General features: G+C 69.8%; 12 protein-coding genes. 2 read left to right on the forward strand and 10 right to left on the reverse strand.

Annotated elements, in window-relative coordinates:
* The first annotated feature begins 8 nt into the window (after positions 1-8).
* Complete coding sequence (locus E1295_RS02075) at positions 9-359, forward strand: Rieske (2Fe-2S) protein (RefSeq protein ID WP_132627917.1); 351 nt, start codon at positions 9-11, stop codon at positions 357-359.
* A gap of 3 nt (positions 360-362) precedes the next feature.
* Here the strand turns inward: E1295_RS02075 and E1295_RS02080 are convergent, their stop codons facing one another.
* The 5 genes from E1295_RS02080 to E1295_RS02100 form a co-directional block, all read right to left on the reverse strand.
* Positions 363-1,562, reverse strand: a complete 1,200-nt coding sequence (locus E1295_RS02080) for a cupin domain-containing protein (RefSeq protein ID WP_132627918.1) — start codon at positions 1,560-1,562, stop codon at positions 363-365.
* A gap of 2 nt (positions 1,563-1,564) precedes the next feature.
* Entirely contained in the window at positions 1,565-2,584 is a 1,020-nt protein-coding gene (locus E1295_RS02085; RefSeq protein WP_132627919.1) for a carbohydrate ABC transporter permease, read from the reverse strand.
* The gene (locus tag E1295_RS02090; RefSeq protein ID WP_132627920.1) at positions 2,572-3,573 is read right to left on the reverse strand and encodes a carbohydrate ABC transporter permease; all 1,002 of its coding nucleotides are present in this window, start codon (positions 3,571-3,573) and stop codon (positions 2,572-2,574) included. Before E1295_RS02090 ends, E1295_RS02085 begins: the two co-directional genes overlap by 13 nt.
* Positions 3,574-3,634: 61 nt before the next feature.
* Entirely contained in the window at positions 3,635-4,954 is a 1,320-nt protein-coding gene (locus E1295_RS02095; RefSeq protein WP_132627921.1) for an ABC transporter substrate-binding protein, read from the reverse strand.
* Positions 4,955-5,079: 125 nt separating this feature from the next.
* Positions 5,080-5,280: a hypothetical protein gene (locus E1295_RS02100; protein WP_132627922.1), complete on the reverse strand. Its 201-nt coding sequence runs from the start codon at positions 5,278-5,280 to the stop codon at positions 5,080-5,082.
* Positions 5,281-5,374: 94 nt separating this feature from the next.
* On the opposite strand from E1295_RS02100, the gene E1295_RS02105 reads away from it, so the two are divergent.
* On the forward strand, positions 5,375-6,358 hold the full coding sequence (locus E1295_RS02105) for a LacI family DNA-binding transcriptional regulator (protein ID WP_166427034.1): 984 nt from the start codon (positions 5,375-5,377) through the stop codon (positions 6,356-6,358).
* A gap of 133 nt (positions 6,359-6,491) precedes the next feature.
* On the opposite strand, the gene E1295_RS02110 is transcribed toward E1295_RS02105, so the two are convergent.
* The 5 genes from E1295_RS02110 to E1295_RS02130 all read right to left on the reverse strand — a co-directional run bounded on the left by E1295_RS02110 (position 6,492) and on the right by E1295_RS02130 (position 12,429).
* Positions 6,492-7,445 carry a zinc-binding dehydrogenase gene (locus E1295_RS02110; protein ID WP_132627924.1) on the reverse strand — a complete coding sequence of 318 codons (954 nt, stop codon included), beginning with the start codon at positions 7,443-7,445 and terminating at the stop codon, positions 6,492-6,494.
* Complete coding sequence (locus E1295_RS02115; RefSeq protein WP_132627925.1) at positions 7,442-9,430, reverse strand: type 1 glutamine amidotransferase family protein; 1,989 nt, start codon at positions 9,428-9,430, stop codon at positions 7,442-7,444. Before E1295_RS02115 ends, E1295_RS02110 begins: the two co-directional genes overlap by 4 nt.
* Positions 9,431-9,534: 104 nt before the next feature.
* A complete protein-coding gene (locus tag E1295_RS02120) occupies positions 9,535-10,452 on the reverse strand; it encodes a sugar phosphate isomerase/epimerase family protein (RefSeq protein WP_132627926.1) in 918 nt (305 codons plus the stop codon).
* A 10-nt stretch (positions 10,453-10,462) separates the two neighbouring features.
* Entirely contained in the window at positions 10,463-11,209 is a 747-nt protein-coding gene (locus E1295_RS02125) for a phytanoyl-CoA dioxygenase family protein (protein WP_132627927.1), read from the reverse strand.
* Positions 11,210-11,355: 146 nt separating this feature from the next.
* Positions 11,356-12,429, reverse strand: coding sequence for a Gfo/Idh/MocA family protein (locus E1295_RS02130; RefSeq protein ID WP_132627928.1), 1,074 nt, complete (start codon positions 12,427-12,429; stop codon positions 11,356-11,358).
* Positions 12,430-12,585 lie beyond the last annotated feature (156 nt).

Genomic DNA, 12,585 nt, shown 5'->3' on the forward strand with positions numbered 1-12,585 from the left:
GTGGGCGCATGGAGGTTCGGGTCGGCAGCGTCGAGGACGTACGCCGCGACGGATGCCGGACCGTCGAGGTGAACGGGCGGCCGGTCGGCGTCATCAGCGTCGGCGAGGAGTTCTTCGCCATCAGCGAGAGATGCCCCCACATGGGTGCGTCGTTGTGCAAGGACTCGCTGGGCGGCACCTTCGTCGCCGCCGGCCCGCACGAGTACGTCTACGGCAAGGCCGGCCGGGTGATCCGTTGCCCCTGGCACGGCTGGGAGTTCGACATCGAGAGCGGCCGCTCGCTCCTGGAGCCGAAGCGCGTCGGGCTGAAGACCTACCGGGTCACCCAGCAGGACGGCGAGGTCGTGTTGCACGTGTGAGCGTCACCGCGCGCGGCCCGCGATGGACGGTGTGCCCGGGTGCAGGTCGGGTCCGAAGAACAGGAACACCACGAGGTCCCGGGGTCCGGTGGCGGCCACCTCGTGCACGCGGGTGGCCGCCTCGTGCGTGACCACCAGCTCGTCCCGTCCTGGGTCGCCGCCGCGCACCTCGTGCCCGGCGAACCTGCCCTCCCCCTCCCAGGCGAACACGCTGTAGACGCCGGGCTCGCGCAGCCGGTGCACGCCGCCCGGCGGGATGACGAGTCGCTTGCCCGCGTACTTGGTGGTGTTGTAGAAGACCCAGGTCTCCTCGCCGTCGCCGTCCGAGCCGGGCACGGGCTGCGGGCTGAGATGGCGGTTCTCGTAGAACCAGGGGTCGCCGTTGGTCTGCCAGTCCACGAAGCCGAGCGGGAACCGCTCGCCGTGCCGCTGACGGTCCCGCGGGCGCACGTCCTTGAACAGCAGGTCCTTGGAGATGATCCGGCCGGCGTTCAGCGCCTGGAACATCGACAGGACGTCGGAGTCCTCCTGCAGTTCGAGGGTGAGGGCCGTGCCGGGCGCGTGCAGCACGCCGGACGGCACGTGGAAGCCCTCGCCGGCGACCTGCAGCTCCGCGCGGGCGTGCCGGAGGATGAGGTCGCTGTCCCAGTCGACGAGGTACGGCAGCAGCACCTCGTGCGCGGACCGCTCCGCGATCCACGGGTGCACGCCGAGGAACGTCTCCGGATGCGCGCCCAGGTCGGCGCCCGGCAGGAAGTGGTACGACTCGTCCTTCGCGTTGCGTCCGACCAGCGAGGCGTACTCCTGGGGCGGATGGATGTGGTACGGCAGCCGGTCGGCGTAGTCGAAGATCTTCGCCAGCCGGCCGAGCCCCGCCGGGTGCGCGGCGGCGTACGCCGCACCCATGATCGCCACCGGGTCGGCGGCCACGGCGTCGCGCAGCAGGAGCCGCTCGCCGTGCTCCCCCACGACGTGGCTGAGCCCTTCGTCCTCGGGACCGACGGCGTTGTCCGCCTTCGTCGTCGAGGCCAGCCATCGCTCGCAGATGGCGCCGCGCTCCCCGGCGTCGTAGGCGTGCTCGGGCAGGCCCAGCCGCCGGCCCGGCGGCAGGAAGTCACGCGCGACCCACGCCGGCTCGCACCTCAGCACGCCGTTCCCGGCTTCGAGCAGCCGGTCGAGCAGATCGCGATTCTCCTGCGCCATGGTCACCCCTTGATCCCGGTCAGTGCGATGCCCTGCACGAACCTGCGCTGGAAGACGAGGAACACGATGATCATCGGCAGGGTCGCGATCACCGACCCGGCGAACAGCAAGGTCCAGGACGTACGATTCTGCACCACGAACAGGGCGAGCCCCACGGGCGCGGTGATCTTGTCGGGGCTGGACATGATGATCAGGGGCCAGAAGAAGTCCTCCCAGGCCCCCTGGAAGGTGAAGATCGCGTTCGCGGCGAGCGCCGGCCCGCACAGCGGCAGCACGACGGACCGGAAGATCCGGAACTCGCCCGCCCCGTCGATGCGGGCGGCCTCCAGCAGCTGGTCCGGGATCGAGAGCATGTACTGGCGGAGGAGGAAGATGCCGAACGCCGACACGATCCCCGGCATGATCAGACCCCAGTAGGAGTCGAGCCAGCCGTGCCCGCCGCTCCCCATCCAGTCGTTGCCGCCGAAGAACGGGATGTGCTGGATGATCAGATAGTTCGGGATGAGCGTGACCTGCCCGGGGACCATCATCGTGGCCAGGAACAACACGAAGATGGCGTTACGTCCGGGGAAGCGGCGCTTGGCGAAGGCGTAGGCGCACAGCGCGTTGAAGAACGTCTGCAGCACGGTGACGGTGACCGCGACGAACGCGCTGTTCGCGAACCACCGCCAGTCACCGTGCCCCTGACCCTGCTGCGCCTTGGTGAGGTCACCGACGTTCAGGAAGCCCTTGTAGCCCTCCGCCGTCGGGTCCTGCGGGATCCAGTGCGGCGTCGTGGAGAAGATCTCGCCCATCGGCTGGAACGAAGCGCTGATCAGCCAGGCGAACGGCGCCACGAACAGGATGGCGAGCGGGGCGAGCACCAGGTAGGTGACCGCCTTCTGGCGCGGCCCGAAGTGGTTGTTCCCGTCCTGCGGCCTGCGGGCCGGCGCGGTGCGCTCCGGCGCCGCCTCGCGCACGGCGACCCCGCCGTCCACCCGGCCGTCCACTGGGCCGTCCACTGGGCCGTCTACGCCGCCCATGCGCCGGACTCCCGCCGGGAGAGGCGCAGTTGGAGCGCCGTGAACACGAGCAGCATGAGGAAGAGCGCGAACGCCAGGGTGCTGGCGTAGCCCATGTCGAAGTACTTGAACGCCCAGAGATACATGTAATAGACCATCGTCGTCGTCTTGTTGACCGGTCCGCCGTTGGTCATCACGAAGATCTGGGTGAAGACCTGCAGCGAGCTGATGATCCCCATGACGAGCAGGAACAGGGTGGTGGGGCGGAGGGACGGGATCGTGACGTACCGCAGGCGCTGCCACGCGCCGGCGCCGTCGATGCGGGCCGCCTCGTAGAGCTCACGGGGGATCGCCTGCAGCCCGGCCAGGTAGACCACCATCGAGAACCCGGTCCCTGCCCACACGCTCATGAGGACGACGGCCGGCATCGCGAGGTTCTTGTCCGACAACCACAACAAGGGGTCGTCGATGAGGCGCGTCTGCAGCAGGTAGTGGTTGAACAGGCCGTAGTCACTGTTGTAGAGCCACTTCCAGAGGATGGCGGACACCACGAACGGGGTGACGACCGGAAGGTAGAACGCCGTCCGGAACAGGCCGCGCATGCGCAGCGGCAGGTTGAGCAGCAGGGCCAGCAGCAGTCCTGTCCCCATCGACAGCGGCACGGAGGCGCCGCTGAAGTAGATGGTGTTCAGCACCGACTCGATGAACCGCTCGTCGTGGATCATGTCGCGGTAGTTGGTCAGGCCGACGAACGGCTTGTCCGGCTCGATGATGCTCCACCGGTGGAAGGTCAGGTAGACGGCGAAGACCAGCGCGGCCAGCGTGAAGACCGAGAAGATCAGCATGCCGGGCATCAGGAAGACGTACGCCGACCGTTCCTTCCAGACCCGGGCCGGGAGGCTGCGCCGGTCCGGGTGCGGGAGCGCGGGTCCGGAGCGTCGCCGGGGCCATCGCCCTCCGCTCTTCACGGGCGCCGCGTCCGTCTCGGTCCGCACCAGCGGCTGCGCCATCACTTCCTCCCTTTCTCCGTACGCCGCCGGGCCGGGCCGGCCCGGCCGGGCGCGCGCCCGGTCAGCCGCGGCCGAGGATCGCCCTGCCCTGCTGGGCGGCGTTCCGCAGCGCCTCCGCGGCGGTCTGGTCGCCGTAGATGGCCTTGCTGAGCTCCTCGTTGAGGATGGTCTCGACCCGCGGGTACTTGGGGTTGGCGACCGTGCTCGCGACACCGCACGCCATCAGGTCGGCGAAGGGCTTGAGCACCGGCTTCTCCTTGGCGAGGTCGCCGCCGTCGAGCAGCGACTTCGTCGGAGGCAGCAGCGTGCCCTCGGTCTTGTACGTCCACGCGGCCAGGTTGTCGGGCTGCGAGAGGAACTCCATCCACAACCAGGCGGCGTCCGGGACCTTCGTCTGGTTGAACATCACCAGCGAGTCGCCGGCGAGGGTGGTCTTGCACCCGGCGGCCCCTTCGGGAAGCGGGGCCGCGGCCCACTTGCCCTCGATCTTGGGATATTCGTCGGCGAGCGTGCCGGCGAACCAGGCGCCCGCAACGTACATCGCCACGTCGCCCTTCGCGAACGCCACCCGGCCGTCGTAGGAGTTGGAGTTGAGATAGTCCGGCGGGGAGTACTTCGCGAGGTCCACGTAGAAGGCGGCCGCGGTCCTGCCCGCCGGGCTGTCGAAGGCGATGTCCTTGCCGTCCTTGGTCAGCGGTTCGCCTCCGGCCTGGTGGAGCCAGGGATAGTAGTAGTAGGCCGCCTCCGAGGCGAACATCTCGAAGCCGTACTTGCCGTTCGGCACGTCGGTGAGCTTCTCGGCGGCGGCTCTGAACTCGTCCCAGGTCTTCGGCGGGCCGGCGATCCCGGCCTCCTTGAAACGGTCGGTCCGGTAGAACAGGCCGGTCGTCTCGCCGTCGAACGGCAGGCCCCACATCTTGCCGTTCCAGGTGACGAACGTCCTGAAGCCGTCGACGTAGTCGTCCGGCTTCACGACCTCGCTGCGGTTCATGTAGTTGCCGAGGTCGACGAGCGCTCCTCTGGCGGCGTAGTCGCTGGTGTCGCTGGCGTTGATGTAGGCGACGTCGGGGGCCGTGTTGCCGGCGATGCGGGTGCTGAGCACCTGCTGCGCCTGCTCGGCGGGGGCGTTCTCGAACTTGATGGTGATGTTCGGGTGCTTCTTGTGGAACTCGGCGGCCATCTTCTTCATCTGGGGTTCGTTGCCGACCCAGGAGAAGAACGTCACGGTCTGCGGCGAGGACGGGTCCTTCACCGCACCTGTGCCCTTGCCGATGTCGGTGTTGGCGTTCTTCGCCTCGCTCCCGCACGCCGAGAGGCTCAGAACCGTCGCGAGCGCCAGCATGATGATCGCCGGGGCCGTCCGAGATCCATGGATTCTCACCACACCGCTCCCTACTGTTCGCTCAGTGGAAGATCGGAGCTTCGACTGATGCAAATCGATTGGCGCCTGGCGGGCAGTCTCGCCAAGAGCCGGGCTTCTTGTCAATGGATTCACGGGGCGCCGATTCACATTGTGACGGCCCCGAGATCCCCGGCAGCGGGGCTGCCCGGCCGCCGTGGCTCGGCCTCCCCCGGGACCACCAGGCACAGCTCGTGGTAGTCGTGCCAGTGCGCGTCGACGGTGTGCAGCCGTGGGCGCCTCACCCGCGCGCCACGGTCGGGAGGGAGCAGCGATTCGGTGCTGAACCGCGTGACCAGGTCGGTCATGGAGACCCGCCTCATCAAATCGTTTTGCCGCAGGGGTTCCCGTAGAATACCCGCCATGTTGAGGAGCGAGGCTGGGTCCAGCCAACACTCTCGTGTGACGATCGCACAGGTCGCCAGCCGCGCCGGGGTGAGCCCCACGACCGTCTCCCACGTGTTGTCCGGAAAGCGCGCGGTCCGGGCCGCCACCCGGGGCACCGTGATGGAGGCCATCCGCGAGCTCGGCTACCGGCCGAACATCGTGGCCCGCAACCTGCGGACACGGCGCTCCCACATGATCGCGGTCGTCGTCCCCGACATCACCAACCCGTTCTACGCCGTGCTCACCCGGGGCCTGGCCGACGCCGTCGACGCCGCCGGGCACGGCACCTACGTCTGCAACACCGACGGCCAGCACGACAGGGAGCGCAAGTTCTTCCAGGACGCCATGGACCGCGGCGTGGACGGCATCGTCTTCGCCTCCGGCGAGACCGCCTCGCAGATCGAGCTGGAGGAGGTGGACCAGCAGATGCCCATCGTCTGCATCGGTGCCCAGCTCGACCACCCCCTCTGCGACGCGGTCATCCCCGACGACGAGACCGGTTCGCGCGCCGCCGGTTCCTTCCTGGCCGTCCGCGGCTACGAGCGGATCGCGATGATCCAGGGCCCGCCGCACTACGGCGTGGCGCGCACCGCGGGCTTCCGTTCGGCCATGCAGGCCGCGAAGCGGAAGGTGCCCGCCGAACGCATGGTGCGCGGCGACTGGACCCGCAAGGGGGGCTACCAGGCCATGAAGACGCTCATGGCGCTCAGGGACCGGCCCGACGCCGTCTTCTGCGCCAACGACATGATGGCGATCGGAGCGCTCGACGTGGCCCACGAGCTGGGGTTGTCCGTCCCCGACGACGTGGCCGTCGTCGGCTTCGACGACGTCGACGCCGCCACGATCGTGACCCCGCACCTGACCACGGTCCGCAACCCGGCCTACGAGGCCGGCGGCACGGCGGGCGACCTGCTGATGAGCCGGATGTCGGGCCGCTACACCGGAGCCGGACGTACCGTCGTGCTGCCCTGCCCGCTGATCGAGCGCGGCACCGTCTGAGCGGCCGGCCCCAACCGGTCGACACCGTCTGAGCGGCCGGCCCCAACCGGCCGGCACCTTGTGAGCGCCGCCCCCCACCGGCCGACCCCACCGGCCGGCCCTTCAGCCGGCCGGCCCTTCAGCCGGTCGGCCGTCACCCGTCCGGGAACGTCACCACCGCCTTCACGAACCCGTCGGGCTTGTCGCGCAGGGTGGCGAAGGCGGCGTTGATCTCCTCGAGCGGGAAGCGGTGACTGACCAGGCCGTCCATCGGCAACCGGCCGCCGGCGAGGAGGCGCATGCCGGCCGACATGCCGTGCATGATCACCTCGAGGTCGCGGAAGTGGGCGTTGACGATCGTGAAGGCCATCCAGTTCCAGTACGCCAGCGGGAGTCTGCGGTCGGCGCCCTGGTGGAAGCCGACGATCGCGATGGTGCCGCTCATCCGGGTGGTGTCACCGCACGCCGTGAGCGCGCTCTGGGTGCCGGTGCACTCAAAGGTGACGTCGGCGCCGCGCCCGCCGGTGAGGGACCGTACGACCCCGGGCAGCGACTCCTTCGTCACGTCGACGGTCCGGGTCGCGCCGAGCCGCGCGGCGCGCTCCAGGGCGTCGGCGCGCGCGTCGGCCACGATCAGGTGCCGCGGCCCGCGCAGCGCGGCGAGCTTCTGCACCAGGTTCCCCATGAATCCGGCCCCGATGACGACCACGTCGTCGCCCAGGCGAGGGCTCGCCGCCTCGACGGCGTTGACGGCGCAGGCGATCGGCTCGGCGAGCGCCTCGTCCAGCGGGCCGTCGCCCGCCGCGAAGCAGCGGTCCGCGCGGACGGCGACGTACTCGGCGAAGCCGCGTTCGGTGACCCAGACGCCGACCCGGTCCCCGGCCGCCGGAGCCGTCACCTCGGCGCCGGTGTCGGCGACCACGCCGCTGACCTCGTGGCCCAGGTAGCGGGCCTCCCCCGCCGGCGGACCGGTCAGCCACTGCTCCAGCTCCGACGCGCACACGCCCGAGGCCACGACGCGGACCAGCACCTCGTCCGGCCCGATCGGCGGGATCGGAGCCTGCTCGACCTCGAAGGTCTCGCGCCCGCGCAGGGCCGCGATCCTCACGGCAGCTCCCCGTCGTGGAAGACGACGATCGTGTAGACGCCGAGCGAGCCGAGGCGTACGACGTGCGCGCCGTCCTCGCGGGCCACTTCCAGCGGCGTGCGTGTCCCGTCGCTCGCCACCATGGTCGCGCGCTCGCGGGCCTCGGGCAGCCGCACCCGGAGCGGAACCTCGGTGAGCACGCGCACCGCGTCGGCGTCGCGGTCGTAGTCGTAGTTGACCAGGTGCAGCGCGTAGGAGCCGTCGGCCAGGTGCTGGACGTTCGACGCGACCTGCGCCGCGGTCTCGACCTGCCGCCCGTGCGGGAGCAGCTCGCCGGCCACGGCACGGTGCGCGGTGCGGACGTTCTCGTGCCGCGGCAGCGAGCGCGCCACCCGGTCGGTGACGACGACCGTCCCGCCGGCCGCGAGGTAGCCCTCGACGGCGGCGGCCTGGCCCTCGGTCAGGGCGAAGACGTCCGGCAGGATCACGGTCGAGTACCGCAGCAGCGCCTCGGCGTCCGAGCGGTCGGGCGCGGTGACGCCGTCCGGCCAGATCACCACGTCGTACGGCACCGCGGCCTCCGACAGCGTCCTGGTCACGACGCGATACGGCACCACCACCGACTCGTCGCGCGCGTTGGCGGTGTTGTCGCTGACGTCCGCCTTGCCGATGAGCTCGCGGGTGCTCTCGACGCTGAAGACGACCGCGACCTCGTTGGCCGTCCGGCGCGCGAACAGCCGCTCATGGCCGGCCAGGAACGTCTGGATCTCGCCCGCCAGTTCGTGGGGCGCGTAGAAGGAGTCCTCGATGACGCTGCCCATCCACGAGCCGTAGGGCACCGACATGTTCACGCCCATCGCCGACGCCTCGAACAACGACAACCGGAACAGGTCGTACCCCTTGCCCTTCCCGAGCAGGCCGATCAGCTCGGGAACGACCCCGCCGTACGGGTTCTCGACCACCACGACGTCCTTGTCGCCGGCGAAGGCCGCGACGTAGCGGTACCACTCGGGCTGTCGGTACGTCGTGTTGCGCATCTCCGTGATGACCAGGTCGACGTCGTCGGCGAGGGCGAGGTACATCGGCTCGCAGTTGAAGAAGTTGCCGGAGACGATGATCTCGCGGCCCTGCGAGCGGGCGTACTCACGGGCGTAGCCGGCCAGTTCGGCGAAGTACTTCTTGATCGACAGGCACTGGAAGGCGTAGTAGTCGCCGAACAGTGGCGTCGACCCGCGGCCGGCCTTGAAGTCGTAGCCCCGGGCGAGCAGCCACTCGCCGTAGTGGAAGGTGTCCAGGTCGGTCCCGTCGAGCACGGGGTCCACCGCCGGAAGCCCCTGGAGGTGGGCGCGGAAACCCTTCACGCAGTCCTTGCAGAAGCAGGCGCCGTACTGGAAGGCGCCCATCGGCAGCTCGGCCTCGTCGAGCTGGATGCCGTCCACGCCGGCGTCGATCTGGATCCTGATCACGGCCTTGAGGTACTCGCGCCAGACCGGGTTGTTGCGGTCCATGTAGAAGCACTGGTGCTCGCGATCCGGGCACTCCACCCAGTGCGCGTGGCAGGGCCGGCCGTGGATGTCGCGGGCCACGCACTCCTCGATCAGGTCGGTGACCCGCTCACCCTCGGAGTTCACCAGCCCGCCGGGGAAGTAGTGTTCGAGCGGCTTCCAGAGCTTCGGGTACCGGTTGGACGAGAACTCGCGCAGCCCCATCCAGTCGCGCTTACCCGCGCCGCGCAGCTCGTTGAGGGCGAGCACCGCGTCCTCCTGCTCGTTCAGCTCGACCGGGAACTCCCAGCCCTGAGCCTCGAAGACGATGCCCAGCACCTTGATGCCCCGCTCGTGGCAGGCGGCGATGAACTCGCTGTCGTTGACGAAGCCGTAGAAGCGCGAGCGGGCGTCGACCGGGCCGAACGCCTCCTGCTCCAGGTACGGCAGGGCCAGCGAGCCGCCGCCCATGGACGCCCACACCAGCACGGTGGCGCGGTAGTCGACAAGATCGTCGACCATGCGCAGACGGCGGGGCGGAAGACTCGGGTGGTAGCAGTGCTGACGGGGAAACCAGGCATCGAAGTAGACACCGCGGTGCATGGACGGCCCTCCTGGGCGGACGATCAGATGTGGACGTGCGGGGCGAGGGTGCGGTGGGCGATGGTCAGGCCCTGGCGGACGCGGCCGGGGTCACCGCTCCAGACCGGGTCCTCGTGCTCGACGGAGACGACACCCTCGTAGCCGTGCTGGTGGAGCGCGTCGATCAGGCGCCGCCAGTCGACCTCGCCGAGGCCGGGGACGCGGTAGCGCCACCATCCGCTCTCCCACGGCCGCCTGCCGAGCACCTGCCCGAACACGCCGTACCGGTCGCGGGCGGCGGCGTGCACCTCGACGTCCTTGGCCTGGACGTGCAGGATCCGGCCGGCGTGCGCCTCCAGCGCGGCCAGCGGGTCGATGCCGAGCCACACCAGGTGCGAGGGGTCGTAGTTGAGCCACAGCCCGAGGCCGGCCATCCAGCCCCAGAGCTCGGGCGAGTAGGCGAGGTTGGCCGGGTAGCCGTCGGGGTGCCAGCCCTCCATCGGGCAGTTCTCGATCACGAGGCGTACGTCGCGGGCCGCGGCGTACTCGACCAGCGGCGGCAGCACCCGTTCGGCCAGCCGGAGGTTCTCGGCCGTCGTCAGCGTCACGTCCCGCCCGACGAAGGTGCCGACGAGGCCCACGCCGAGCAGCCGGGCGGCGTCGACGCACCGGCGCAGGTGCGCGTGCGTCGCCTCGCGGACCGCGGGGTCCGCGTGCAGGTTGTTCTCGTAGTACGCGACCGCCGAGATGCTCAGGCCGTGCCGGTCGAGGATCGAGGTGACCCGGTCGGCGTCGGCCTGCCCGAACGCCTCGACGTGCAGGTGCGCGGCCTCCCAGTCGCGGCCGGGCCGGTCGGGCCAGGCCGCGACCTCCAGTGCGGCGTATCCGTGGTCGCCGGCCCACCGGGCGATGTCCTCGAGGGACTCGCCGGGCAGGCAGGCGGTCAGCAGACCCAGTCTCATGAGCCGGGCCTCACACGTTGGCGTAGTCGTTGCCGGCGCGGTCGGCCCCGCGGGCCAGCCAGATCTTCCAGCCCTCGTTCTGCGGGACGTCCTGCATCTTCACCGAGCTCGGGAAGTAGCGCATGGTGTAGCCGGTGCGGCGGGTGGCGCTGGTGTTGGCCCGGGCGCCGTGGACGATCCGGCCGTCGTGCATCGAGAACTCGCCGCGCTTCAGCTCGAAGTAGACGGCCTTCGACTCGTCCACACCGGCGAGTTCGGCGTGGAACGTCTGCTCGGTCATGTCGGTCGGCCGGTAGCCGTCCGAGAACCCGCCGTTCAGGTGCGAGCCGGGGATGACCCTCATGCAGCCGTTCTCCTTGTACGAGCCGTCCTCCAGAGCGAGCCAGATCGTGACGATGTTGTCGTAGGCGTCGAAGCGCCCCTCCCAGAAGGCGCTGTCCTCGTGCCACGGGGTCGCCCGGCCGGTGAAGGGGTCCTTGGAGATGAAGTGGCTCGACCAGAGGGCGATGTCGGGGCCGATCAGCGGCTCGATCCAGTCGAGGACCTCGTCGGACAGCAGGAGGTCCAGCAGCCGCTCGTCGCGGTAGTGCGGCGTGTCGAGCTCGTCGGAGAGCTTGTCGCCCTTGTCCCTGAGATGCTCGTTGAAGATCAGCTCCAGGTGTGAGAGCCGGTCCTCGGGAAGCAGCGGGCGGCCGGGCAGCAGATAGCCGTTCTCGCGGAAGAACGCCACGTCCGCGTCGGTCAGGGTCTCGGTCATCGCAGTGCCACCTTTCCAGGCAGGAGGGAATCCGGGAACCGGGCGAGGACGACGCTACGTCGCCGTGACCTGGGCCACGACGCCTGTCTTCGGCTGGGCTCGGCTTGTCTTCGGGGGCCGCGCCGCGCCACGTCGTCCGGGGCGCGTCACCTCTTGTCCAGGGCGCGGATGATGTCGGCGAAGAGCTCCATGTCCTGCACGTAGTCCTCCGGGGTCGTCTTGGGCGCCGCGCCTGTGGTGACCGCATCGTGGAAGTGTTCGAGCTCGTAGGTGTAGGGGTCCTTGAGGTGCGGCCGCCGCACGGAACGCTCGTAGGAGTCGCCGTCGGTGAGCTCCAGATGCAGCGTCGTCGGGAAGTGCCGCACGTACGGCGTGTCGTACTGCACCTTCATCGTGCCGGCCGCGCCGTACACCTCGATGTAGGTGTCGTAACGCAGCTGGTCGTCCACGCCTGTCTCATAGGTGACGACGAAGTCGCCGTAGTCGAGGAGGGCGACGACGTAACCGCCGCCGCGCCACATCTTGGCCGCGGAGACCTCCTTCGGGCGGCCGAGCAGTTCCCGCATGGCGGACAGGTCGTGGCTGCCGAGGCCGCAGAGCAGCCCGTAGGTCCACTCCAGCTCCTGGGGAACGTCGCCCAGCGCCTCCTTCACCAGCGCCGAGCGGCGTGCCCACTTCTCGTCGATCACGTGCTGGGGGACGTCGCCAGGCCGCTCGACGTACGAGGTCTGGTCGATGATCAGCCGGTTCTGGCCGATCACGTCGTGGACGCGCGCGTAGCGGATCGGGCCGAGCTCGGGCAGCCGCTCGACCGCTTCGGTGAAGGCCGGCGCGAAACGCCGCATGTAGGCGACCATCACGGTCCTGCCCGACCGGTCGCGCGCCGCGATGATCTCCTGCGCCTCGCGCGGGCTGAGGCACATCGGCTTCTCGACGAGCACGTCGAGCCCGGCGTCGAGCGCCGCGATCGTGGCCTCCGCGTGGTACTCGTCGCTGTTGAGCACGAGCACGCAGTCCAGGCCGCCGGCGGCCAGCATCTCCCGGACGTCGGTGTGGCGGCGCTCGACCCGGTGGCGGTCGCCCAGCCGGTCCAGCAGGCCCGGTGAGATGTCGCAGATCGCCGCGAGCTCGTAGCGGTCGCCCAAGGACTCGATGACGGGCAGGTGGATGATCTGGGCGACCTCGCCCAGTCCGATGACGCCGACGCGCAGCTTGCTCAAATCTGTGCCTTTCGGTGGTGGGTGGTCCGGAAGGGCGACCGGTCAGCCGCCGGAGGAGGTTGTGCCGCCGGGCCGATGCGCGCTGATGCTCTCTCCGTTGGCTATGCAAATCGGTTTGCTTCCCGGCCACGGTAAAGTGCCGCGTACCCTCCGGTC

This window comes from Nonomuraea mesophila, assembly GCF_004352805.1.
Taxonomy (GTDB): Bacteria; Actinomycetota; Actinomycetes; order Streptosporangiales; family Streptosporangiaceae; genus Nonomuraea; species Nonomuraea longispora.